Source organism: Marinobacter sp. JSM 1782161 (assembly GCF_011421605.1).
In the GTDB taxonomy this organism is placed as follows: Bacteria; Pseudomonadota; Gammaproteobacteria; order Pseudomonadales; family Oleiphilaceae; genus Marinobacter_A; species Marinobacter_A bohaiensis.
In genome coordinates this window covers 77847-100949 of the sequence record NZ_WSSA01000007.1, presented here as the reverse complement: position 1 = coordinate 100949, position 23103 = coordinate 77847, and the positions used below count along the sequence as shown (strand labels likewise).

General features: G+C 64.7%; 21 protein-coding genes. 9 read left to right on the top strand and 12 right to left on the bottom strand.

The window, feature by feature from the left end:
- Nucleotides 1–7 precede the first annotated feature (7 nt).
- The 11 genes from tssH to GQB00_RS21595 form a co-directional block, all read right to left on the bottom strand.
- Nucleotides 8–2665 carry a type VI secretion system ATPase TssH gene (gene tssH, locus GQB00_RS21645; RefSeq protein ID WP_165857764.1) on the bottom strand — a complete coding sequence of 886 codons (2658 nt, stop codon included), beginning with the start codon at nucleotides 2663–2665 and terminating at the stop codon, nucleotides 8–10.
- Between the two features lie 13 nt (nucleotides 2666–2678).
- Complete coding sequence (gene icmH / locus GQB00_RS21640; RefSeq protein WP_165857763.1) at nucleotides 2679–3473, bottom strand: type IVB secretion system protein IcmH/DotU; 795 nt, start codon at nucleotides 3471–3473, stop codon at nucleotides 2679–2681.
- A gap of 3 nt (nucleotides 3474–3476) precedes the next feature.
- Entirely contained in the window at nucleotides 3477–4811 is a 1335-nt protein-coding gene (gene tssK, locus GQB00_RS21635; protein WP_111498564.1) for a type VI secretion system baseplate subunit TssK, read from the bottom strand.
- A gap of 2 nt (nucleotides 4812–4813) precedes the next feature.
- Nucleotides 4814–5344: a type VI secretion system lipoprotein TssJ gene (gene tssJ / locus GQB00_RS21630; protein WP_165857762.1), complete on the bottom strand. Its 531-nt coding sequence runs from the start codon at nucleotides 5342–5344 to the stop codon at nucleotides 4814–4816.
- Nucleotides 5341–6663: a type VI secretion system-associated FHA domain protein TagH gene (tagH, locus tag GQB00_RS21625; protein WP_165857761.1), complete on the bottom strand. Its 1323-nt coding sequence runs from the start codon at nucleotides 6661–6663 to the stop codon at nucleotides 5341–5343. Before tagH ends, tssJ begins: the two co-directional genes overlap by 4 nt.
- 3 nt (nucleotides 6664–6666) lie before the next feature.
- Nucleotides 6667–7683: a type VI secretion system baseplate subunit TssG gene (gene tssG / locus GQB00_RS21620; protein WP_111498561.1), complete on the bottom strand. Its 1017-nt coding sequence runs from the start codon at nucleotides 7681–7683 to the stop codon at nucleotides 6667–6669.
- Nucleotides 7647–9425, bottom strand: coding sequence for a type VI secretion system baseplate subunit TssF (gene tssF, locus GQB00_RS21615; protein ID WP_111498560.1), 1779 nt, complete (start codon nucleotides 9423–9425; stop codon nucleotides 7647–7649). The genes tssG and tssF overlap by 37 nt, the downstream gene beginning before the upstream one ends.
- A gap of 2 nt (nucleotides 9426–9427) precedes the next feature.
- Entirely contained in the window at nucleotides 9428–9868 is a 441-nt protein-coding gene (gene tssE / locus GQB00_RS21610; RefSeq protein ID WP_111498559.1) for a type VI secretion system baseplate subunit TssE, read from the bottom strand.
- A gap of 3 nt (nucleotides 9869–9871) precedes the next feature.
- Nucleotides 9872–11350: a type VI secretion system contractile sheath large subunit gene (gene tssC, locus GQB00_RS21605; RefSeq protein ID WP_165857760.1), complete on the bottom strand. Its 1479-nt coding sequence runs from the start codon at nucleotides 11348–11350 to the stop codon at nucleotides 9872–9874.
- A 119-nt stretch (nucleotides 11351–11469) separates the two neighbouring features.
- Nucleotides 11470–11976, bottom strand: a complete 507-nt coding sequence (gene tssB / locus GQB00_RS21600; RefSeq protein ID WP_111498557.1) for a type VI secretion system contractile sheath small subunit — start codon at nucleotides 11974–11976, stop codon at nucleotides 11470–11472.
- Nucleotides 11977–12210: 234 nt separating this feature from the next.
- Nucleotides 12211–12705 (bottom strand): DUF4442 domain-containing protein, encoded by a 495-nt coding sequence (locus GQB00_RS21595; RefSeq protein WP_111498556.1) that lies wholly within the window; start codon nucleotides 12703–12705, stop codon nucleotides 12211–12213.
- A 178-nt stretch (nucleotides 12706–12883) separates the two neighbouring features.
- Between GQB00_RS21595 and GQB00_RS21590 the strand changes: the two genes are divergently transcribed.
- Entirely contained in the window at nucleotides 12884–13150 is a 267-nt protein-coding gene (locus GQB00_RS21590; protein ID WP_111498555.1) for an acyl-CoA-binding protein, read from the top strand.
- A 128-nt stretch (nucleotides 13151–13278) separates the two neighbouring features.
- On the top strand, nucleotides 13279–13590 hold the full coding sequence (locus GQB00_RS21585) for a site-specific integrase (RefSeq protein WP_111498554.1): 312 nt from the start codon (nucleotides 13279–13281) through the stop codon (nucleotides 13588–13590).
- Nucleotides 13591–13595: 5 nt separating this feature from the next.
- Here the strand turns inward: GQB00_RS21585 and GQB00_RS21580 are convergent, their stop codons facing one another.
- Nucleotides 13596–14024: a hypothetical protein gene (locus tag GQB00_RS21580; protein WP_111498553.1), complete on the bottom strand. Its 429-nt coding sequence runs from the start codon at nucleotides 14022–14024 to the stop codon at nucleotides 13596–13598.
- Between the two features lie 261 nt (nucleotides 14025–14285).
- On the opposite strand from GQB00_RS21580, the gene GQB00_RS21575 reads away from it, so the two are divergent.
- The 7 genes from GQB00_RS21575 (at nucleotide 14286) to GQB00_RS21545 (ending at nucleotide 23085) form a co-directional block, all read left to right on the top strand.
- Nucleotides 14286–15647, top strand: a complete 1362-nt coding sequence (locus GQB00_RS21575) for a TolC family protein (RefSeq protein WP_323127314.1) — start codon at nucleotides 14286–14288, stop codon at nucleotides 15645–15647.
- Nucleotides 15644–16816, top strand: a complete 1173-nt coding sequence (locus tag GQB00_RS21570; protein ID WP_165857759.1) for an efflux RND transporter periplasmic adaptor subunit — start codon at nucleotides 15644–15646, stop codon at nucleotides 16814–16816. Before GQB00_RS21575 ends, GQB00_RS21570 begins: the two co-directional genes overlap by 4 nt.
- Nucleotides 16809–19955, top strand: coding sequence for an efflux RND transporter permease subunit (locus GQB00_RS21565; protein WP_165857758.1), 3147 nt, complete (start codon nucleotides 16809–16811; stop codon nucleotides 19953–19955). Before GQB00_RS21570 ends, GQB00_RS21565 begins: the two co-directional genes overlap by 8 nt.
- Nucleotides 19955–20647 (top strand): response regulator transcription factor, encoded by a 693-nt coding sequence (locus GQB00_RS21560; protein WP_165857757.1) that lies wholly within the window; start codon nucleotides 19955–19957, stop codon nucleotides 20645–20647. Before GQB00_RS21565 ends, GQB00_RS21560 begins: the two co-directional genes overlap by 1 nt.
- Nucleotides 20625–21914 (top strand): sensor histidine kinase, encoded by a 1290-nt coding sequence (locus GQB00_RS21555; protein WP_165857756.1) that lies wholly within the window; start codon nucleotides 20625–20627, stop codon nucleotides 21912–21914. The genes GQB00_RS21560 and GQB00_RS21555 overlap by 23 nt, the downstream gene beginning before the upstream one ends.
- A 62-nt stretch (nucleotides 21915–21976) precedes the next feature.
- A complete protein-coding gene (gene greB / locus GQB00_RS21550) occupies nucleotides 21977–22459 on the top strand; it encodes a transcription elongation factor GreB (RefSeq protein ID WP_111498548.1) in 483 nt (160 codons plus the stop codon).
- 392 nt (nucleotides 22460–22851) lie between these two features.
- Nucleotides 22852–23085, top strand: coding sequence for a hypothetical protein (locus GQB00_RS21545; protein WP_165857755.1), 234 nt, complete (start codon nucleotides 22852–22854; stop codon nucleotides 23083–23085).
- The last annotated feature ends 18 nt before the right edge of the window (nucleotides 23086–23103 follow it).

The window sequence follows — 23103 nt, the reverse complement described above, 5'->3', positions numbered from 1 at the left end:
CGTGTCCTTAGCTGACCGTCCCGGTGAAGCGGCCGTCGGCGATGCCCAGACGCACCTCGCTGACGGTCTCCCGTGCGGCCAGTTTTTCCAGCAGCGCCAGGGACACCGGCGGCAGCAGCTCGCCCTCGATGATGGACTCGAGCATGCGCGCGCCGTTCTCGCTGCGGGTGGCACGGCTGCGCACCGCCGCCACCAGGCCGTCTTCCAGCACCACCTCGGTGCGGTAGCGATCGCGGATCTGATCCGCCAGACGTTCCAGCTTGTCGCCCACGATCCGATCCAGGGTGCCCTCGCCCAGTGGCAGGTACGGCACCACTTCCATCCGCGCCAGCAGCGCCGGCTTGAAGAAGTCGGCCAGTACCGGGTAGAGGTCGTCATCCAGGGCCGAAGCGTCGAACTCGCCGTCACGTTCGGCGTGCTGGACGATGGTTTCGTAGCCCAGGTTGGAGGTGAGGAAGAACACCACGTTCTGGCAGTTGATCAGACGGCCTTCGCCGTCCGCCAGCTCGCCCTTGTCGAACGCCTGATAGAACAGGTTGAGCACTTCCGGGTGGGCTTTTTCCACTTCATCCAGCAGCACCACCGAATAGGGTTTCTGGCGGATCGCCTCGGTCAGGATGCCGCCCTCGCCGAAGCCGACGTAGCCCGGCGGCGAACCGATCAGGCGCGAAACGGTGTGCTTCTCCTGGTATTCGGACATGTTGATGGTGGTCAGGAACTGGCGGCCGCCGTACAGCAGATCGGCCAGTTGCACCACGGTTTCGGTCTTGCCCACGCCGGACGGCCCCACCAGCAGGAAGGCGCCCATCGGGCGGCCCGGGCGGCGCAGGTCGGCGCGGGCGGTCAGCAGGTGCTGGTGCAGCGCGGCGATGGCCGGGTCCTGGCCCTTGATGTGGGCTTCCAGGTGATCGGGCAGATGGGTGATCTTCTGCAGCTCGTCGGCGGTCATGCGGTTGACCGGGATGCCGGTCCAGTCGGCGATGACTTCCGCCACCTGCCGCGTGTCGACCAGGGCGTGCACCAGCGGCTCGTCGGCCTGGAGCTGATCCAGCTCCTGCTGCAGGGCGGCGGCTTCCTGGCGCAGGGTATCGGCGTCCAGCGGGGCCTCTGCCGTTTCGCTGTCTTCGCCGCCTTCACCCTTCTCTTCCGACGATTCCGGGGTCAGCAAACGCTCACGTACGTCGACCAGCTTGGCCACGAGCTCGCGCTGGCTTTCCCAGCGTTCCTGCAGCTCGGCCGCTTCCGATTCCAGCGCCGCCACCTCGGTGGCCACGCCGTCGTGACGTTCGCGGTCGGTGTCCTGGCCCAGGTGGCTCTGGCGCTCCAGCAGTTCCTGCTCCATCCGCAGCTGGTGCAGCTCGCTGCGCACGTGGCTGAGCCGGCGCGGCGGGGTGCTCAGGTTGAGGCTGACCCGCGCGGCGGCGGTATCGAGCACGTCGATGGCCTTGTCCGGCAGCTGGCGACCGGCCAGGTAACGGGCGGACAGGGACGCGGCGGCGGTCAGGGCGGAATCGTCGATCAGCACCTGATGGGATTTCTCATACACCGGGCGCAGGCCGCGCAGGATGTGCACCGCCTGATCGGTGGTGGGCTCGCCCAGGGCCACCGGCTGGAAGCGCCGGCTCAGGGCCGGATCCTTCTCGAAGTACTTCTTGTACTCGCGCCAGGTGGTGGCGGCGACGGTGCAGAGTTCGCCGCGGGCCAGCGCCGGCTTGAGCAGGTTGGCGGCGTCGGATCCGCCCTCGTTGTTGCCCGCCCCGATCAGGGTGTGGGCTTCGTCGATGAACAGGATGATCGGCGTCGGCGATTCCTTGACCGCCTCGATCACGCCCTTCAGGCGCTTCTCGAACTCGCCTTTCACCGAGGCGCCGGCCTGCATGGCGCCCAGGTCCAGGGCCCACAGGGCCACGTCCTTGAGGCGGTCCGGCACTTCCCCGGCGACAATGCGCAGGGCCAGGCCTTCCACCACGGCGCTTTTGCCGACGCCGGCATCGCCCACCACGATCGGGTTGTTCTTGCGGCGACGGCAGAGAATGTCGATCATCTGGTCGATCTCGGCGTCCCGGCACAGCACCGGGTCCAGCTCGTCGTTGCGGGCACGCTGGGTGAAATCCGAGGCGTAGCGGCTGAGCATGGACTCGTCCGTCGCCCGGGGCGCCGCCGGGCCGCCCTCGGCGTCCGCCACCGGCTCTTCGATGGAACCGCGGGTCACCGTGGCGAACTGGCGCTTGAGGTGCTCGCGGTTGAAGCCGTCCAGTTCCCGCGCCAGGCGCGGCATCAGGTAGCGGTCGGCGTTCATCAGCAGCGCCAGGAAAATGGGGCCGGAGCGCAGTTGGCCGTGTTCCAGCTCGGTGGAAGCCAGCAGCCAGGCGTCCTGGATCAGCTCGATCAGCAGCGGCGAGAAGGACGGATAGGCGTCAGCCACCTGCGGCCCGCCTTCCAGGCTCTCACCCACCAGCGGCTGCAGGCTCATGTGGTCGAGGCCCGCCTGGTCCAGCATCAGGCGGATGTCGGAATACGGCGTCTCCAGCAGCTTGAACAGCAGGTGTGCCGGCGTGATTTCCGCACCCTGGCGGGCGATGCACAGGGCGGCGGAGGCTTCCAGCGCCTCCCGGGAAATGTCGTTGAGGCGCCCGATGAGCGCCGGTAATTCAACCCGAAGCATGTGTTCTCCTTTCCTAATTCGGGAGTTGTGCCAGCACAGCGAGCACGTCCGTGATGCGCTTATCCAGTGCGGTGTCGTAAAGGCTGTAAACGGTGACCATGGCGGCGATGAAGACGCCGAAAATGCTCCACAGCGGCAGGCCGGTGCGGAAGCGGTTGCGCGACGGGGTCACGTGCTCCAGGGCATTGCCCAGGGACTCGGGCACTTCCTCGTCGCGCAGGTCGGAAATCTGGCGGTGCAGGCCGGCGATCACGCGCTCGTATTCGTCGCGTCCGTTTTCCATCACCTTGTAACGGCCTTCGAAACCCAGGCACAGCGCCAGATAGATGAACTCGAGCATGTCGCGGTAACGATCCGGCTCCTGTTCCATGCGCGACAGGATGGCGAACACCTTCTCGCCGCCCCAGGTCTCGTTGTGGAAGCGCGACAGCAGCGACTGCTGGGACCAGACGCTGTGAGCGCCCCAGTCGGTACCCAGCACCGCCTCGTCGATGAAGGCGCAGAGCACGTAGCGGTAGGCCACCACCGTGGGGCGCTCGTAGCCCTGCTCGATCAGCTCGCGGTCGATGTCGGTGACTTCGTCCACCACCTGCTGGTAGAGCTGCGGCACGCGGCTGAAATCCGCCAGCCGGCGCGCCCGGATCACCAGTCCCAGCAGCGGCAGAGCCGCGTCCACCAGGCGGTTGTGTTCGAAACCGCGCAGGCGGAAGGTTTCATCGGCGGTGGTTTCGCTGTGGCCGTTCTCTTCAAACAGCATCTTGCCGAAAGCGTCTTCCTGCGGGGCTGACATTACGCTGGAATCGTCCATGATCTAGCTCCTGATGGCCCAGAACTGCATCTCGATGCCCGGGAAATCGCCCGCCACGTGGAAGGCGAAACCGCTGGCGTTGTCCAGCATCTGCCACGCCTGACTGCGGGCGTCGAGCTGGAAGTAGGTAAATCCGGCGTGGTACGGCAGCTGGCGCGGTGCCACCGGCAGCGGTACCAGCGGCACGCCCGGCAGCTGCAGGCTGATGAGGTCGCGGATTTTCTCCACCGAACCCACCTTGCACTGCTGGGTGAACTGCTTGCGCAGGTCGTCGGTGGGCATGTCCGCGCGCACCGCCAGGATGAACTCGGCCTGGCCCATGAGCTGGTTGTCCTGGATCGGCGCGACCGTCAGGCCGTACTGGCGCTGCTGCAGCTGGATCGCCACGGCGCGCGGCTCCAGCACCGTGCTCAGGGACTGACGCAACACCTGCATCAGCGGCGAAAAGGACGCTTCCGGCAGGTCGTGGTCGTAGCCCGGGTACTCGCTGGGCAGCCGGTTCTCGTCGGTGAAGGTCACCAGTTCGCCGCACAGTTCCAGCAGGGCCTCATAGAGACGCTCCGGATGCAGCTGACGCACCCGCGCCAGGTGCATGAAGCGCGGATGGGCCCGGTTGAGCATCTGCAGCAGCATGAAGTCGGACACGTCGGCGACGCCGCCCTGATTGGGCGACCCGACCCGTTCGGCGATGTTCTTTGCGCGTTCGCGCATCAGTCCCGCCATTTCGCCGACGAAGCGCTGCAGCTTGGGCGCTGCGCGCACGCTCAGCATGGTCGGCATGAAGCTGGGGTCCATCACCAGGCTGCCGTCCGGACGCTTCTCCAGGATGCGGCCGATGGCCAGCGCGGCGTAGGCACTGAGGTCCTCGCGCTCGAGCATCAGGCGCGGTTTGACCTTGGCCAGGTCGATGGCGTGACGGTCGCCGTCGATGGAATGCAGGTCGCGGATGTCCAGGGTCTCCGAGCGGAAACGCGCGGAGACGCCGGACTCGGGCCATTCCACTTCCGGCAGGCTGTCCGAGGTCAGCGGCAGGGCCAGGAAGACCACCTGGTTGGCCACCGAGGAATCGGTGATCTCCAGCGGCTCGGGCATGACGTCTTCCATCGGCAGATTGAAGCCGGTGCCGTCCGGGAACAGGCCGTTGGCCCGCACCAGGCCGATGCGCCCGAAGCTCAGGTATTCGTCGTTGAGCTGCAGGTCGCCGAAGCCGTACAGGTAGTCGGACACGGCAAAGGCACGGTCGGTGATCTGCTGCTCAAGGTATCGTTGCTGTTGCTGAAAGTGCTGCGGTTTGATGAACAGGCCATCGCTCCACACCACCCGGTTATGTGCCGACATACTTATTGATCCGCCTTCTGCATCATGACTTCGCGTTCGCGCAGGTTCACCAGGATGTGATAGCGCCCGCCCATGGGGTCGACCTTGACCACCTTCTTCCACTGGGATTCGTTGGGAAACGCGTAGAACGCGACCACGCCCAGGTAACGGGTGTCCGAGTCGACCTCGAACGATTCGATGTACTTGAACTGGCCCGGCACCATGGCGTAATCGCTGTGGTCGATGTAATTGGCGCCGAGCGCGTCTTCCAGGTCTTCGGAGATCTGGTCGAAATCCGCCGCCAGCATCATCGAGCTGTCTTCCATCTCGATGATCTTGAACATGATCGGCGCCGGCCGCATGGCGTCGTTGGGGTTCACGTCCGGCTCCGCCAGCATGGTCAGGTCGACGGTGGTCGGCTGCTCATCCGGCGTGCCGACCGGGGTGTCCGGATCCCACATCACCTGGGCCGACTTGGAAATGGCCTTGAAGGGCCCGGAGCAGCCGGCCAGGCCGAGCACCGCGCACAACAGGATCCACTGACCGATTCTCACAGCACGGACTCCCGCTGCAGCTTGCGCAGGTGGTGATCGTAGGCCTGCTCGAAGACTTCCTCGAACAGACGCTCGAAACCACGCTGACGACTGGAGCGCAGCTCCTGGTAATAGTGGGTGTACATGTCCCAGGCCCAGGCCGCTTCGTTCTCGCCCGGCTGCAGCGAACGGCGGTAGCCGTGGAACCGGTTGAGCAGGTTCTCCGGCGAGAAGGCGTGCAGGATGGCGTCGAGCGCCTCGCTGATCGCTGCCTGGGTCGCCTGCTGGTGATGGCGCAGGCCGGTCAGGCTCTCGGTTACCGCGGACGGCGCCGACAGGTGCACCGGGCTGCGCTCGGCGGCAAACAGGGTCTGCATGACGTCGTCGTAGCCCTGGCCCAGGCGCAGCGGGTTGTCCTCGATCGGCTGCAGGCGTGTGCGCAGCGCCTGGTGGCGGCTGTCTTCGCGTTGATGCAGGTCCAGCAGGCCTTCGATGGTGGCCTTGATGGTGCGACCGGCTTCTTCCAGGAAGCCCTGCATGGCGTCGCTGCTGTCAAAACGCATATCGCTGTCGAGCCCACGCATCAGCGGCGCGCCACTGATGTGCTTGCGGCTCTGTTCCGTGGCCTCGCCACGGCTGAGATCGCTGCGGTCGTCTTCCATGCGCCGCTTTCCTCCGTTGATCACGGGCAGGCGCAGGGCCCGTTCCCGTTCGTCCATGTAGGGATCGCTCGACTCCGCCTGGTTGCCGTACCAGTCCGGGTTGTCGTCGAGCAGTTCTTCGGTCTGGCGCCGCTCCCGCGCCTGCTGCTCCAGCTCACCAAAGCCGTCCATCGGGTCGCGCTGTTGGCGCTCGGTGGGGGCCGGATCCAGGTGGTCCAGCGGGTTGAGCTGCTCGGGCTTCTCCGCGTCGAAATCGACCTTTTCCAGCTCGCGCTCCTCGGCGTTGACCAGCATGGGGTCGTCCGGCGCTTCGTCGAGCGGAATGTCGTGCGGGCCGTCGCCTTCGATCAGGTCCACCTGCAGCATGTAGTTGCCCACCCGCAGCCGGTCGCCGTCCATCAGGCGCGCGCGGCGGCCGCGACCCACCGGCATGCTGCCGCTGTTGACGTAGGTGCGCCCGGAGCGGTCGATGACGCAGTAGTGGCCGTCGATCATGCGGATCTCGGTATGCCCGGGCAGGACGCCGGTGCGGTGTGGCGACAGGCGCCAGGTGTCACTGTCCGCCGAGCCGATGGAGCCGCCGCGTTCGCCGAAGTCGCAGCCGAGGTCGGAGCTGACGCCCACGTCCGCCGGATTGGAGATGCTCAGCCTGAGACGTGTCTTGGTTGCTGTTTCCATAAATCACCGCCGGATTTGAATGCGGACGGCCTGCTGCGGCTCGCCCGGTGTCGGGTTAACGAAAGTGGTCCAGCCCAGGCGGGCGTCGTTGCCCAGTTGCATGGGCTCGACGTCGTCGGAGCGGATCTCCAGCTCGAGATCAAAGGCCAGTTGCTCGCGCATGGTGAATTCCACCAGCTTGACCAGACTCTGGTGGTCCTGGCCGATGGGCAGGAAGTCCATAAAGCGTTCGCGGCTGAGTTCCTTGAGGCGCAGGATGAACTTGCCGCTGCGGTCGCGGATGCTGTCGCCCACCAGGGTTTCCTCACCCAGGCGGCCGTTGGCGCGACCCAGCTGGGTCTGTTGGTCGGCGGGAATGCTGACCTTGCGCAGCACCCAGGGCTCGATCTCCACTTCCGGCAGATCGAAGCAGTGGGCCACGATGCCGCTGACCACATCCGGTGAGCGGCTGCGCCCGGCCATGAGCCCGGCGTAGGACAGCATCTTCGACCAGTTGATCGGGGTGTCCCCGCGCAGGTCGCTGTCTCCCAGGCCCACCAGGGAAAAGACGTGTTCGGAGAAGGCATCGCTGGCGCCCGGCTGGAAGCGCACGTAATAGCGGTACTTGCGCCAGACCCGGTGGAACAGGGTCACCAGCCGGTGGTTGAAGAAATCCAGGAAGTAGCGCCGGATGCCCGACTGCTGGCCGTATTCCCAGGCCAGATCCTCCAGGTAATAGCCCGGCAGCGGCGACTGGGAGCCGTGCAGCCCGAGGAAGCTGACTTCCATCTGATAAGGCGCGTACTCGTGCTCCGGCAGGCCGGCGGACAGCACGTCGCTGCCCGGAAAACCCAGGCCCGCCGACGACGAGAAACGGATGCGCTCGTGCTGCGGCGCATCGTCGGTGGCCCGCTCCAGGTCGTCCCCGTGCAGGCGGTGGATCAGGTCCACCAGCTGGAAGAAATTGTAGCGGCGCGCGTTCCCGAGAACGGGCTGCAGGCCGGCTACATCAGGGGCTGCTGCCCGGTCCGCAACGTCCATGTGTACCGCTCCTGGTTCTCCGAATTCACCACGTCCAGCAGGTGAAAGGCGTTAATACTCGCGTAGAGGGCAAAAAAGTGACTGAGGACCGTGCCGAACAGGTACAGGTCCCCTTCCGAGGCAAACGACTGCTGATCCAGCGTCAGCGTCGACTGGATGCCCCGTACCGGCAGGCCGCGATACATGCGATCCACCGGCTGGGTTTCGATGTTCTGGATGCCCGCCAGCCGCTGCTGCGACACCCGCTCCGCCTGGCGGTCCACCAGGGCGCGGAAGTCGTAGACCCGCAGCACCGAGCGCAGGGCGTCCACATCCAGCAGCGACAGGTAGTTCAGCGACAGGTTGGACACCAGGGTCCACAGCAGGCTGCCGTCCAGGGTCGGCCGCAACGTCGGCGTGGGCCGGGTGATGTTGCGGAACGACGCGAACGCCGGCGTGCTCTGGGTCGCCTCGCAGATGTCGCCCACCGCCAGTTGCGCCGGCAGCTGCCGGTTGGTGCAGGTGACGGTGAGGGAGATGGCCTCGTGCTGGTTCAGGCACAGCTCCTCGTCGCCGCGGACGAACGAAATGTAGTGATCGAAGCCGTCGCCGCGCACGCTCTCGCGCACCCGGACCCGGTAATACAGGGCCGTGCGGTTGCGATCGCGCTCGATCTGGTGCTGAAAACTCTCGAACGCGCTATACAGACGGGGCTCGCCCCGCTCCCGGCCCACCGGGTTGTCGAGCCAGCCTTCCACTTGGTCCACGCTGAAAATCTCGTAGTGGGAGGCGAAGCGGCTCGACGGCTGCATGCGGTATTCGGTCTGCCGGCCGTTGAGGTCGATGGGCTCGGCTTCGTGGCTGAACAGGTTGATCGCCGGGGTGCAGTACAGCTGGAAGTTCTCGGAACGCACCTTGGCGTCCGGCGGCAGCGTCCGGTTGAATCGGAAGCGCAGCTTGAACTCGTCCACCTGGATGCCCGGCAGGTGCTTGTCCAGTCCGGTCAGGTCCATGAAGTGGAACGACTCGGGGAAACTCAGGTATTCCTGGATGATGCGGTACCCGGGATAGGCGTTCTTGGGGTACGGCAGCATCGCGTCTTCGGCGGCAAAACCCACCTGGCGCAGGCTGTCCTTCGGCAGGTGCAGCACCTTGCCGTCGATTTCCAGCTCGATGCCCTGCAGGCAGTGGTTCAGCCACAGGTACAGGGTCTGCGCGGTGAAGGTGTCGCCACCCAGATGGAAGCGCAGGCTGTCCATGCCCAGTTCCGACAGCGGCTGGTCGGTGTGCATCGCCATGGTCAGTTCCACGGCGGACACTTCCCGCGACAGTTCGGCGTGGGCATCAGCCAGCGTCATCGGGTACATGGCGATGTCGCGACAGGTGCGGAACCGGCACTGGGTCTGGCCACGGCGATCCCCCACCAGACCACTGCGCACTTCGGTGTGGCTGGGGATGATCTGGCGCTCGCTGATGGCGTGCAACAGCGGATCGAAGCGCATGATGGTGGCGCTGGGTACGGGACGCAGGTAGTTCGGCCAGAGCATGTTGAGCATCGAGTGCGTCAGCTCCGGGAACTCGTCCTCCACCTTTTCCCGCAGTTTACCGGTCAGGAACGCGAAGCCTTCCAGCAGGCGCTCGACGTCCGGATCGGTACTCTGTTCCGACAGGAAGCGGGTCAGCTGAGGATGGGCCTCGGCAAACTCGCGTCCCTGCAGGCGCAGGAAATTCAGTTCGTCTCGATAGAATCTGTTTAACTTCACGACTACACCACGCGGTAAAAGCGTTTGTCGTCCAACAGAAGGTCGATCGTGGCTCGCTCTTCGACATCGTCCACGCGCAGGTGGACGGTAACCTGGAAGCGCAGCTGCAGGGGATCGGAGTCATCGGGCAGCGTCTTCACGTCGACGCGCTTTACGCGCGGCTCGTAGTGCTCGATGCACTGCCGAATGGCGCTACGAATCCGGATGTTCAGGTCCTGGGTGCCGAGGGTGGCATCGTTGAAGTCCACCAGCCCGAGGGCCGGTGCACTGGCGCTGTTGCCCGGATGGGCGTTGAGCAGCCTGACAAGATGCCGTTTGATGGAGTCCACCACACCGGTGGTTTCGCCCATTGCGTTCCCTGCGGGCTGGGCAGCCTGGTCGAGTCGCTCGAACAGGCTGCCCCCTGTGGCCTGAACACCGTGGTCACCGGTGTCCCAGCTCACGACTTACTCCTTGTCGAGGCGTCCGACCAGAGACAGCTCGAAGTTGGCACCCATGTACTTGAAGTGCGGACGCACAGCCAGGGAAACCTGGTACCAGCCCGGATCGCCTTCGACGTCGGCCACGGTCACCTGGGCGGCGCGCAGCGGACGGCGGCTGCGAACTTCCGCCGGCGGGTTTTCCTGGTCGGCCACGTACTGCTTGATCCAGGTGTTCAGTTCGCGTTCCAGATCCTGACGCTCCTTCCAGGAACCGATCTGCTCGCGCTGCAGCACCTTGATGTAGTGGGCCAGGCGGTTGACGATCATCATGTACGGCAGCTGGGTGCCCAACTTGTAGTTGGTCTCGGCTTCCTTGCCTTCCTTGGTGTTCGGGAACACCTTGGGCTTCTGCACGGAGTTGGCCGAGAAGAAGGCGGCGTTGTCGCTGCCCTTGCGCATGGTCAGGGCGATGAATCCCTGGTCCGCCAGCTCGTATTCACGACGGTCGGTGACCAGCACTTCGGTCGGGATCTTGGCTTCCAGCTGACCGAAGGACTCGTACAGGTGCACCGGCAGGTCTTCCACGGCACCGCCGCTCTGCGGACCGATGATGTTCGGGCACCAGCGGTACTTGGCGAAGCTGTCGGTCAGGCGGGTGGCCATCAGGTAGGCGGTGTTGCCCCACAGGTAGTGCTCGTGGTCGCCGCTGACGTCCTCGGTGTAGTTGAAGCTGCGGATCGGGTTTTCTTCCGGGTCGTACGGCGTACGCAGCAGGAAGCGCGGCGCGGTCAGGCCCAGGTAGCGGGCGTCTTCGGACTCACGCAGCGAACGCCACTTGGCGTAGCGCGGGCCTTCGAACACGTCGGCCAGTTCCTTGATGGCCGGCAATTCCTGGAAGCTGTCGACACCAAAGAAGGTCGGCGCGACGGAGGACAGGAACGGCGCGTGGGCCATGGCACCGACGGAGGACACGAACTGCAGCAGTTTCATGTCCGGCGAGGACGGCGTGAAGGCGTAGTTGCCGACGATGGCGCCAACCGGCTCGCCGCCGAACTGGCCGTAGCCGGTGGCGTAGATGTGCTTGTAGAAACCGGTCTGGGTAACGTCCGGCGCGAACTCGAAGTCTTCCAGCAGTTCCGCTTTGGTGGCGTGCAGGATATCGACCTTGATGTTCTCGCGGAAATCGGTGCGGTCGACCATCAGTTTCAGGCCGCGCCAGGAGGATTCCAGCTCCTGCAGCTCGGGAGCGTGCAGGACTTCGTCCATCTGGGCGCTGATCTTGCGGTCGAGCTCGACCACCATCTGGTCAACCAGGGCCTTGTTGACCGGCTGGCCTTTTTCATCGCTTTTCAGCAGGTTGGCAATAAAGGTCGCCACGCCGCGACGGGCAACGTCGTAACCTTCGTCGGCCGGGGCCATACGACTGTTGGCCATTACCTGATCGAGGAGCGACCCCTCGGCGGATTCGGTCGTAGCGGACTGCTGTACAGCTGTGTCAGACATACCACATCCCTTCAGTACGTTTTGGGTCTTCAAACATAGGCGGTCCGGCCTGTCCGCATCCTGCGGTCAGCGATTGGAGGATTCAGCCCGGTCGCCGGTTCAATGGACGGTTGCTTGGTTCAGCCTTTCTCGGGCTCTTCTTCGCCGGTCGCCAGCTCCAGCTCGGCCAGCAGCTTCTCGCGCGCTTCGTCGCTGTCGAGCAGTTCCTGCAGCTTGGTGCGGAAAGACGGCACATTGCCCAGCGGACCCTTGAGGGCCATCAGCGCCTCACGCAGCTCGATCAGCTTGCGCAGCTCAGGCACCTGGCGGGCGATGCTATCGGGAGAAAAGTCAGAAAGACTGCCGATTTCGAGGTTGACCGGCAGGTCGTCGGCCTCATCGTCGAGGCGGTTGGATACCGACGTGGACAGCTTCAGGCCAGCTTCTTTCATCACTGACTGGAAGTTGTTCTTGTCGACAGAAATGCTCTTGCGTTCTTCGAGCGAGGATTCTTCGGGGTGTCCCTTGAAGTCACCGACGACGAACATCTTCAGCGGCAATTCCATTTCTGCCTGCTGATCACCGGTGGCGGGGATATACTTAATGTTAATGCGCTCTTTAGGCGCGACGGAACCTTCCTTAGCCATAACGACTCCCTAACTCCGTTGGCGTGGTACTCTCCTTTAAGCGCGCCTTCCAGGCACGCTGTACGGACGAGACTCTACACATCGTCACGTTTCCCCCGCAAGCAAAAAATCGCCACTTTTTGTACGAATTGTGTACGACGGGCAACTTATTGCCAGCGGAGGCTGCCTAAAATTACAAGAAATCAAGGTTTTGGCAATGTATACGTAGTTACCGTATGACCACAAAGTCTTACGCTAACGGCGTTTTTTTGGCGTCCAGGCCCAGATCATCTCAATCTCGATCGGTTCCTTGCCCTCGGCATCGTGCAGGGTCACCTGGATCGGTGCCTCGCCTTTCTCCTCCGTCTTCATCCGCTGTTGCTGCTCCGGCGTGATCCGGGCTTCGACACGCATATCGCCGCTGGCGCGCTTGGTGTACTCGGCGCGCACGGTCTTGATGACGGGCACCTTGTCGTCCGGCACGTTGAGACCGACCAGGAAGCCGGTGGCGGATTCCGCCAGCAGCAGGGAGGCCACGGCGTGCACGCCGCCGATGTGATTCTGCACCCGGCGCTTGTTGGCCAGGCTGATCACGCAACGGCTGTCGTCCAGCGTCTCGATGCGGATACCGGTGGTGCCGGTGAAGGGAACCGCCTTGCCAAAGAAAAGCGACAGGGCCCGGGGACGGGCAAAGTCCGGCAGACGATTGATGCGGCTGACGATGCCGTGCAGTTTGTTATTTGCTTTCATAATTTTTCTCCGGTGTCTGAATGCGCCTCTCCGGGCGCGCCGGGCAAGCGTAGCCGATCCCGGCGGCGCTGGAAACGGCCGGCCCGTGCGGACTGTGACGCGCGTATACGGCAAGGCTATACTCAGCCGGTGAAGACACCCACGACGGCAGTGATCCGTCACGGAGGAAAGGAAGACCATGAGTGACCTGAAAGCGACCTTCGAGGAAGCGGTGAACTACGTCCAGACGGGCGAAGGCAACGCCAATCCCTCCAATGAACTGAAACTGGAGTTCTACGCGCTCTATAAACAGGCCACCCAGGGCGACGTCTCCGGCAAGAAGCCGGGCATGCTCGACGTGGTGGGACGGGCCAAGTACAACGCCTGGGCCGAGCTCAAGGGCCTGTCCCAGGAGGACGCGATGCAGAAGTATATCGACCGGGTCAACGCCATGCGCAATGACTGACGCCTGCCGCGCGCCCTGCCCTCGGGCGCGCTTCGATTTTTACCCGAACCGACACGTGCCTCTTTCAACTCTTTGTCATAGAATGCCCGCACCCTAACAACAACAAGATCGACGGATACCGAGTTCCCATGAGTATGACCGAAGCGCTGGACCAGAGTCAGTCCGGCCTGTTTTCGCGCGTTCATCGCGCCATCCAGAACCATCAGTTGAACCAGCGCACCGGGCAGACCTACCTGCACTGGATCAGCCGCTATGTCATGTTCCACGACCTGCGCGACCCGGCCGACCTGGGCGACAGCGAACGCCAGGCGTTTCTGGGGCACCTGCAGGATAAGCTGCGCCTGTCCCGCGCCCGACTCAATCAGGCCCGTCAGGCCCTGAAGTTTTTCTACGAGGAAGTGATCGGCCAGAGCGACGCCAGTCTCCCGTCCGGCGCCTGAAGGGCTCAGCGCCCCTGGACGCGGGTGTTGAGGGCGTCGTAGCTGCGGTTCTGCGGCGGACGGATCACGTAGTTGCTGCCCCGGGTCTGCCCCGGAATCTCCTTGGGGGTGCTGAAGCGGATCTCAGCCGGGATTTCGTAGCGCCCCAGATCCGTGCGCTCATCCCGGGGCTGTAACGCCAGCGGGTCCAGGTAGTAGTCGTCCTCCGGCGACGCGGACGCGCTTGACGGCCCGGCCGCCGGCGCCGCAAGCCCGCCCTCGATGGCCGTATCGGCCAGACCGGCGGCGTCCAGCGACTCGAACGGAATGGTCTGCATCGTGGTGCGCGCGTTGGTATCCAGCGGGGTGTCCTGCGCGTGCGCTCCCAACGCAGCGGCCAGCAGCCCGGCCATCGCCCCGACGCTCTTGCTGTATTGCCTCCACTGGCCCTTCATAGCCTGTTCCCTGGACGAATTGCGATGGCCGCCTCGGCGCCCGATGCAGCGCCCTAACACGACCCGACCTGTTCAGTTTATCGCCACTTAAAGCAGCCTGTTTAACCAACCCGCAGAATTGTGACGGTATTCAACTACACGGGGCCCGAACGGCCTTAACCCCGCCTTAACCTCGCCTTCGATAGAGTGCAGGTCGTCGACAAACCCATGCCGTCAGAGCGTGTTATCCACACACGCCAGTCATTGAGGAGAACAGCCATCGTGGTTCGGGCCCACTTCCACTCCCTGCTTGCCGGCGCGCTTGTGCTGACGCTGACCGGTTGCGCCATGACCGGCGACCAACCCGACTACCCGGAGCAGACCCAGACCCTGGTCGGGCAGGTGCCGGACTGGTCCACCGAGGTCGACGGCGAACCGGTCACCGCGCTCAATGACCTGATCCGGTCCGACGCACTCGATCAACTGATCCAGCAAGCCATCGACGCCAACCCCGGCCTGCAGCAGACCCTGCTGACCCTGCGTATCCGCGAGGCGGAACTGCGCCAGACCGGCGCCGACCGCTTCCCCGATGTGGAGGCCGGCTTTTCTGCCAGTGACGCCGAAGACAGCGACGACAGCTATACCGGCTCCGTATCCGTCAGTTGGGAAGCCGACCTCTGGCAGAAGATCGCCGACCGCACCGCCGCGGCCGGCAAGGATGTGGAGCAGCAGGCGGAACTCTACCGCTCGGCCCGGGACACGCTCGCCGCGGACGTGATGAGCAGCTGGCTGGAGCTGATCGCCCAGCACCACGCCATCGCCATCCAGCAGGAGCGCCTGACGACCCTGGAAAGCAACGAAACGCTGATCCTGCAGCGCTACCGCAACGGGCTGGGCACCCTGGAGGATCTCGACAGCGCGCGCAGCTCCACCGCCAGCGCCCGCGCCACCCTGGAAAGCGACCGCGAAACCCTGGCCCAACAGGAGCGCGCCCTGAAAACCCTGCTGGGCGAGGTCCCCGCCACTGGCAGCAACGTGCCCGGCGACTACCCGGCGGTGCTCACGCCCCTGGCGGACCTGCCGGCCCAGACGCTGCAACGCCGGCCGGACCTGGTGGCCGCCTACCGCGCCATCGAAGCGGCCGACTACCGCACCAGCGCCGCCTACAAGGACCTGCTGCCCAGCATCAACCTGCAGGCCGCCCTGGAAGACGTAGCCGACTCGCCTTCCCAGGCACTGCTGACCGACCCTGCCTGGAGCCTGCTGGGCCAGTTGACCGCACCGCTGTTCCAGGGCGGTGAGCTGCGCGCCGCCGCCGACGCCGCCGAACTGGAAACGGCGCAGACCTACCAGGCCTACCGCGAAACCCTGCTGGACGCCGTCGGTGAAGTGGAAGACGCCCTCGGCCTGGAGCGATCCCTGAGCATCCGCCAGACACACATTGCCGAAGCCCTGGCGCGGCAGCAGAGCACGCTGGAGCAATACCAGGCGAGCTACCGCTCGGGCCTGGTGGACATCCTCGACCTGCTGTCGGTGCAGCAGGAAACCTACGACCTCAAAGAACAGCTCGACGACCTGATTTATCAACGCCTGGCCAACCGGATTGATCTGGGACTGGCACTTGGACTGGGAGTGAAGTCATGAAACGAAAACTGATCCGCAGCCTGCCCCTGACCGGCGCCATCGTGCTGGTGGTCGCGGTGGTGTTCTATATCCAGGAACAGGCCCAGGCTTTCAACCAGCGCCCCTTCACCAAGCCGGAAACACCGGTCCAGCGCACGACCGTGTCGGTGGTCACCGCGCAGACCGGCACCTACGCCGCGCGCGTTGACGCCTACGGCGAAGCTGCCGCCCACTACGAGCTGACGCTCAGTGCCCAGGTGTCCGGACAGATCGTCACCCTGACCGACGGCTTCGAAGCCGGCAACCGCGTGGCCCAGGGCGATCTGCTGGCGAGCGTGGAGGACAGCAGCTATCGCGAATCGCTGGCCACCGCACAGAACACCCTGGCCAGCGCCAGGGTCAGCCTGCTGGAGGAAGAACGTCAGGGGGAACAGGCGAAGATGGAATGGCAGTCGTCGGGCCTGTCCGGCGAGCCGGATTCCCCGCTGGTGCTGCGGGCGCCCCAGCTGACGTCCGCCCGCGCCGCCGTTACCGAAGCCCAGGCGGCGGTGGATGCCGCCCGCTACAACCTGGACCAGACCCACATCAAAGCGCCGTTCGACGCCCTGATCACCGCCCGCAGTGTGGCGCCGGGCAGCTACGTGCAATCCGGTACCGAGCTGGCCACCCTGGTCAGCACCGACCGGCTGGAGATCAGCGTCAGCCTGTCCGCCGAGGAATGGTCGCAACTCCCCGAACTGTCTGTCCTCACCAGCGGCCACTGGCCGGTCACCCTGACCCACACCGAAAGCGGCCAGCACTGGACCGGCCACGTCATCCGCGCCCGCCAGCACCTGGACAGCACCAGCCGCCAGCGCTCCCTGGTGATCGCCGTGGACGCGCCCTTCGACCAGTCCCCCGCCCTGTTGCCGGGCACCTTCGTGCAGGCGTCCCTGGCCGGCAGGGACGTGGACGGCCTGTGGAAACTGCCCTCGACCGCCCTCAGCCAGAGCGGCGAGATCTGGTACGTCACCGCCGACAACACCCTGGCCCGCTTCGCCGCCGACCCGGTGTTCGCCAGCGACGGCTCGATCTACATCGCGCCCCCGGCGGAACTGGACGGCAAGGCCGAGCAGGTGGTGCGCCAGCCGCTGAGCAGTTATATGGAAGGCATGGCCGTGCAGCCGGTCGAGGAGCAGGGCAATGTCTGAACCGTCCCTGGAGCGGGGGATCATCCCCTGGTTTGCACGCAACCCGGTCGCCGCCAACCTGCTGATGGTGCTGGTGATTGCCCTGGGCGCCATTGCCCTGGGTTCGCTGCAGAAGGAAGCCTTTCCCAGCATGGAGCCGGACAGTCTCACCATTTCGGTGACCTACGACAGCGGCTCGGCCAAGCAGTCGGAAGAGGGTCTCGCCATCAAGATCGAGGACGCCCTCGAGGGCGTGACCGGCATCGACTCGATCACCAGCTCCTCCACCACCAGCGGCACCACCGTCACCGTGGAGAAAACCTCCGACTACGATCTGGACACCCTGCTGCGGGACGTCAAAACCCAGGTGGACGCCATCTCCAACTTCCCGGCCGACGCCGATAACCCGGTGATCAGCAAAGGCGAGCGTGAAGAACACTCGCTGTGGATCCAGCTCTACGGCGACGCCGGCCGACGCACCCTGCAGCAGCTGGCGGACAACCTGAAAACCGACCTGCTGGCCCACGACAACGTCAGTCGCGTGTCCATTTCCGGCTGGCTGGACCCGATGATGGCCATCGAGATCGACGAAGGCCGGCTGCAAGCCTACGGCCTGACCCTGTCGGACGTGGAAGACGCGGTCAACGCCGGCTCCAGCAGCGCCATGACCGCGGTCCTGCGGGACGAGAACCTGTACCTGCAGCTCAAGGCCTCGGAACAGGCCTACCTGAAGGAAGACTTTGCCAATATTCCGCTGATCACCACCGCCAGCGGCGATCGCATCCGGCTTGGCGACGTGGCGCAGATCCGCGACACCTTCGACGACACCACCTCCACCCTGTCGCGCTTCGACGGCAAGGACAGCATCGCGCTGCAGATCGTCACCACCGGTACCGACGATATTTCCGACTCGGTCAACGGCGCCCGGGAAGTGGTCCAGCAATGGCGTGACGACGGCAAGCTGCCGGAAACCGTTCAACTGGCGACCTGGTACGACCGCAGCACCTCCATCAACGAGCGCCTGCAACTGCTGATCGACAACGCCCTGTTCGGCATCCTGCTGGTGTTTGCCCTGCTGGCGCTGTTCCTGAACCTGCGGGTGGCGTTCTGGGTGGCCATGGGTCTGCCCTTCGTGTTCTTCGGCACCCTCTACTTCATGGGCGAACCCTTCCTGGGGCTGACGCTCAACGAATTCACCACGTTCGGCTTCATCATGGCGCTGGGGATCGTGGTGGACGACGCCGTGGTGGTCGGGGAAAGCGTCTACGCCGTGCGCCGGGCCGAGGGCGACACCCTGCGCAACACCGTACGCGGCACCATGCGGGTGGCCGTCCCCACCCTGTTCGGCGTCTTTACCACGGTGGTGGCTTTCTTCGCCCTGTCCCAGATCGAGGGTGGCCTGGGCAAGCTCTACGCCCAGTTTGCCGCCGTGGTCAGCCTGTGCCTGGTGCTGTCGATCATCGAATCCAAGCTGATCCTGCCGGCGCACCTGGCTCACCTGAAGACCCGTACGACGGCGTCCCGCAACCCCGTCGGCCAGCTCTGGGGCCGTATCCAGGGCCTGGCCTCCGGCGCGATGGAAACGTTCACCGAACGGGCCTATCGCCCGCTGATCAGACTGGCGCTGAACTTCCGCTACACCGTGGTGGTGCTGTTCATGGCGGTACTGATCCTGGTGCTGGCCATGCCCTTTGACGGCACCATCCGCATGAGCTTCTTCCCGGACATCGCCGGCGATACCGCGCGCGCCAACATCACACTGCAGAACGATGCCAGCTACGGCCTGACCCACAAAGCCCTGACGCACCTGGAGGATAGCGCACGCCAGGCCGACCGCGACCTGCGCCACAACGAGGGCGACAGCGCCATCGAGCACCTGCAGGTGACCTCGTCGGCCGACCAGTCAGGCACGGTTACCGTGAAGCTGGTGGACGATTCCCCCTTCAACCTCGATCAATTCGTGCGGGAATGGACCACGCTGGCGGGCAATCCGGAGGGCACCCGCACCCTGAGCATCCAGAGTCGTCGCGAAGGCGTCGACGCCCTGCGTGTGGAGCTGCGCGCCAACGACGACAGCCTGCTGACCGGCGCCGGCGAACTGTTCCGCAGCAAGCTGGAAGCCATTCCCGCGGTGAGCGGCATCGAAGACAACCTGCAGCCGGGCCAGCCCCAGCTGCACCTGGCCCTCACGCCCCAAGGGGAAGCGCTGGGCATGACCACCGACGACCTGGCCGAGCAGGTCATGCAGGGTTTCAACGGCCAGGTGGTGCAGCGCTATCAGCGCAACAACGACGAGATCGAGGTGAAGGTGCGCTTCCCCGAGGCCGACCGTCAGTCCATCGTGGACGTGATGCAGTCCAATGTCCGGGCACCGGACGGCACGGTGCTGGCCCTGTCCTCGGTGGCCACGGCAAGTCTGGGCTATACCCGCGACACCATCACCCGCATCGACAACAAGCGCGCGGTCTACATTTCCAGCGATGTGAACAAGGACGCCATGTCCTCCACCGAGCTGGTCTCCCTGCTGCAGCGGGACGTGGTGCCCGAGGTGCAGAGCGCCTTCCCGGGAGTCGATGTGCATTTCGCCGGCGAGGCGGAGCAGCAGCAGGAAACCCAGTCCTCCATGACGCAGGTGTTCCTGATCGCCATGCTGGTGATCTACATGCTGCTGGCCATTCCGCTGAAGTCGTACGTGCAGCCGCTGCTGATCATGACGGCGATTCCCTTCGGCATCGTCGGCGCCCTGCTGGGCCACTGGCTCAACGACCTGTCCCTGGGCATCCTGTCGCTCAACGGCATCATCGCCCTCAGCGGGGTGGTGGTGAACGACAGCCTGCTGCTGGTCTCGCGTTACAATGATCTGCGCCGGGGCGGCATGGACCGCAAGCAGGCGATCGTGGAGTCGGCCACCAGCCGGATGCGCGCGGTCATCCTGACGTCCGCCACCACCTTCGCCGGCCTCTATCCGCTGCTCGGCGAGACCTCGCACCAGGCCCAGTTCCTGATTCCGGCTGCAGTCTCGCTGGCATACGGTATCCTGTTCGCAACCGTGATCACCCTGATCCTGATCCCGGTGCTGCTGCGCATCCAGACCGACCTTGAAGAACGCTTCAAGCGCTGGTTCCGGATCCAGCCGCACACCGACGAGGCCACGACCTGATGCTGAACGTGCTACTGGTAGAGGACGACCGGGACCTGGCGATGACCATTGTCCAGTACCTGGACATCCAGCAGATCCGCTGCGACCACGCCAGCAATGGCGCCAGCGGCCTGCAGTTGATCCGTGACAACCGCTACGACGTGATCCTGCTGGACCTGAACCTGCCGCGCCTGGACGGCCTGAGCGTGTGCCGGGAAGTGCGCCGGGCCGGCGACGACACCAGCATCCTCATGCTTACCGCCCGGGACCAGCTGGCGGACAAGGTCGAGGGCTTCGAGTCCGGCACCGACGACTACCTGGTCAAACCGTTCGAACTGCAGGAGATGCTGGTGCGCATCCGCGCCCTGGCCCACCGCCGCAGTGGCCAGGTCCAGCGGTTGGGCTGCGCCGGGCTGGACATGGACCTGTCCGCCCAGAGTGCCACTCGCGACGGGCAGTCGCTGAAGCTCTCCCCCACCGGCTGGCGCCTGCTGGAAACCCTGCTGCGCGCCTCGCCGGCGATTGTCAGCCGTCGGGCGCTGGAGGAGGCCGTCTGGGGCGACGAGCCGCCGGACAGCAACAGCCTCAAGGTCCATATGCATCACCTGCGCAAGATCGTCGATCAGGGCTTCGGGCGTCCACTGATCCACACCGTCCCCGGCCGTGGTTTCGTTCTGAAGGAGGACGGCGATGATTCGGCAGATCCGGCTTAAGTGGCAGCTCGCCGCCATTTTCCTGGGCCTGGGTGCCCTGCTGGTGGGCGGCTACTCCCTGCTAGCGGCCCATTACTTCATGCTGGGCATGGACAGCACTATGGTCGGCGCCCTGGAGCGCGCGGTAGAACGCTACGAAGACCAGCGGGCCGGCGGCACGGTCCAGCCGGACGTGGGCCCGTTTACGGTGACCTCGTCCTGGCAGGAACAACCGGAAGCGGTACGCCGTGCGCTACCCCAGCCGCCCCATGGGCCCGCCACCCTGGCCAAACAGCATACCGAGGGCCAGGACGGTCATCGTGGCCGGCTCTATTTCGCCATGCGTTTCCAGTCGGACGGAGGCGACCTGTTTATCAGCCACGCGATTTCCCGCAAGCAGGTCTCGGATCTGGTGGAAGACACCATCCACAACAATCTCAACGCACTGTTGATCATCAGCATCGGCTCCGCGCTGGCGCTGGCCGCGGTGATCTGGCTGGTCATGCGCCGGGTCGCCAAACCGGTGGCGCGGCTGGGCGAATGGGCCCACGGCCTTGAGACCGGCAACCTGCGCGATCCCCTGCCCGACTTCCGCTATCCCGAACTCAACGAGCTGGCGGGACTGGTCCGCTCCAGCCTGTCATCCCTGGAAAACAGCCTGGAGCGGGAGCATCGTTTCCTGCGCCACACCAGCCACGAGCTGCGCACGCCGATCAGCGTGATCCGCAACAACGTCGAGCTGATTCGCTCGCTGCCACCGGAGCAGGCCGCGGCGGCGGACAGCATCCTGGCGTCCATCATCGACCGGGTGGACCGCGCCAGCCTGACCATGAAGCATTTGACCGAGACCCTGCTGTGGCTGAGCCGGGAGGAGCCGGACAACCTGCCGACACGCAGCGTCGCCCTGGATCACCTGATCCAGGAGCTGGTCAGCGAGCACCGTTACCTGCTGCGGGACAAGGACGTGACCCTGGACGTGCAGACCGATCCGGCCACGGTGGCGCTGCCGGACGTGGCGGCCCGGGTGGTCATCGGCAACCTGATCCGCAACGCCTTCCAGCACACCTGGGCGGGCGAGGTCAGCATCCGCCAGCACGGGCACACCGTGCACATCGACAACCACCAGGCCAGTGACGAGGAGGCCAACGACGACCTGGGCTTCGGTCTGGGGCTGCAACTGACCGCTCAGCTCACCGAACGCCTGGGCTGGACCTATCGCAACGACCCGGCTCCCGGCGGCCACCGGGTGATCCTGGAGGTCACCGACGCCGGAAGCGCCCGCGCCTGATCTGGTAGACTGGAGCCTGTTTTCAACGGCTCCGGTCGACAACGCTCGGGATACGAAAGGGTATGCGCGCAAAACTGATCACCCGCGAGGGCTTCAACGCCCTGCAGAAGGAACTGGACTACCTGTGGCGGGAACACCGCCCGGAGATCACCCGCAAGGTGCAGTGGGCCGCCAGCCTGGGGGATCGCAGCGAGAACGCCGACTACCAGTACAACAAGAAACTGCTGCGCGAGATCGACCGGCGCGTGCGCTACCTGCGCCGGGCCCTGTCGGACCTGAAAGTGGTGGACTACGCCCCGGAACAGGAAGGCCGCGTGTTCTTCGGCGCCTGGGTTACGGTCGAAAGCGAGGATGGCGACACCCGCCGCTTCCGCATCGTCGGCTACGACGAGATTTTCGACCGCAAGGACTACATCTCCATCGACACGCCCATGGCCCGCGCCCTGCTCAAGAAGGAAGTGGACGACGAGGCCGAAGTGCACACGCCCAACGGCACGGCCTACTGGGTGATTACGGCGATAGAGTATGTGCAGGATACGGAGTGACTGAAAGGCCTTACATCGCAAGGCTTCCCATCTCTGGCAATACCAGCTTTTGAGCTGCCGCCAGGCTGCATGGCGCCTCCGCCTGCAACGACCTCGTCAAACCTTTTCCCTGGACATAAAAAAACCCCGCAAAAGGCGGGGTTAAGGCTAGCGCTGTGCTGGAGGGAACAATACCGTCAGCGGAGCGTTCCGCGTCCGGTATTGCTTACTCGACAGTTTCTAGTTTACACAGCCGGGGTTACACCCAAGTGGCCGGGCAATTACGCTTTGTTAAGCGCCGTTCGGGAACTTTTGCGCGTTTTAGGTTGAGCACTCTAGTAGGCCAACATAGAGTCCTGCGACATAATGGGATTCTCAGCTTTCAGCCCATACGGGAACACGAGGTGTATTGAATGAACAGCAAGAAGCTTTTGGACACAGCCCTGAACGGACTTGATGCGGTGGGCTACCAACTCGACCGTTTCGGCGTCACCAGCAAGGTGAACCGCCACACCCTGATTGCCCTGGCCATGGCCGAGCAGAAGCATCTGGAAGGGGAATGGGACAGCCTGCAGGCCCGCTACGGCTCACAGTTCCGGCGCGTCGAGCACCTGATCAACCGGGTCCGTGGTCGGGCGCAGGCCTGATAACATTCAGGCGTAAAC

Bases quoted from the DNA above. Each gene is read 5' to 3' on its own strand.
- icmH (WP_165857763.1), bottom strand. From the start codon at position 3,473: ATGGACGATTCCAGCGTAATGTCAGCCCCGCAGGAAGACGCTTTCGGC.
- greB (WP_111498548.1), top strand. From the start codon at position 21,977: ATGCGCGCAAAACTGATCACCCGCGAGGGCTTCAACGCCCTGCAGAAG.
- tagH (WP_165857761.1), bottom strand. From the start codon at position 6,663: ATGGAAACAGCAACCAAGACACGTCTCAGGCTGAGCATCTCCAATCCG.
- GQB00_RS21585 (WP_111498554.1), top strand. From the start codon at position 13,279: ATGAGTATGACCGAAGCGCTGGACCAGAGTCAGTCCGGCCTGTTTTCG.
- tssG (WP_111498561.1), bottom strand. From the start codon at position 7,683: ATGGACGTTGCGGACCGGGCAGCAGCCCCTGATGTAGCCGGCCTGCAG.
- GQB00_RS21580 (WP_111498553.1), bottom strand. From the start codon at position 14,024: ATGAAGGGCCAGTGGAGGCAATACAGCAAGAGCGTCGGGGCGATGGCC.
- GQB00_RS21570 (WP_165857759.1), top strand. From the start codon at position 15,644: ATGAAACGAAAACTGATCCGCAGCCTGCCCCTGACCGGCGCCATCGTG.
- tssB (WP_111498557.1), bottom strand. From the start codon at position 11,976: ATGGCTAAGGAAGGTTCCGTCGCGCCTAAAGAGCGCATTAACATTAAG.
- tssH (WP_165857764.1), bottom strand. From the start codon at position 2,665: ATGCTTCGGGTTGAATTACCGGCGCTCATCGGGCGCCTCAACGACATT.
- GQB00_RS21545 (WP_165857755.1), top strand. From the start codon at position 22,852: ATGAACAGCAAGAAGCTTTTGGACACAGCCCTGAACGGACTTGATGCG.
- GQB00_RS21555 (WP_165857756.1), top strand. From the start codon at position 20,625: ATGATTCGGCAGATCCGGCTTAAGTGGCAGCTCGCCGCCATTTTCCTG.
- tssK (WP_111498564.1), bottom strand. From the start codon at position 4,811: ATGTCGGCACATAACCGGGTGGTGTGGAGCGATGGCCTGTTCATCAAA.
- GQB00_RS21565 (WP_165857758.1), top strand. From the start codon at position 16,809: ATGTCTGAACCGTCCCTGGAGCGGGGGATCATCCCCTGGTTTGCACGC.
- GQB00_RS21590 (WP_111498555.1), top strand. From the start codon at position 12,884: ATGAGTGACCTGAAAGCGACCTTCGAGGAAGCGGTGAACTACGTCCAG.
- GQB00_RS21560 (WP_165857757.1), top strand. From the start codon at position 19,955: ATGCTGAACGTGCTACTGGTAGAGGACGACCGGGACCTGGCGATGACC.
- GQB00_RS21595 (WP_111498556.1), bottom strand. From the start codon at position 12,705: ATGAAAGCAAATAACAAACTGCACGGCATCGTCAGCCGCATCAATCGT.
- tssC (WP_165857760.1), bottom strand. From the start codon at position 11,350: ATGTCTGACACAGCTGTACAGCAGTCCGCTACGACCGAATCCGCCGAG.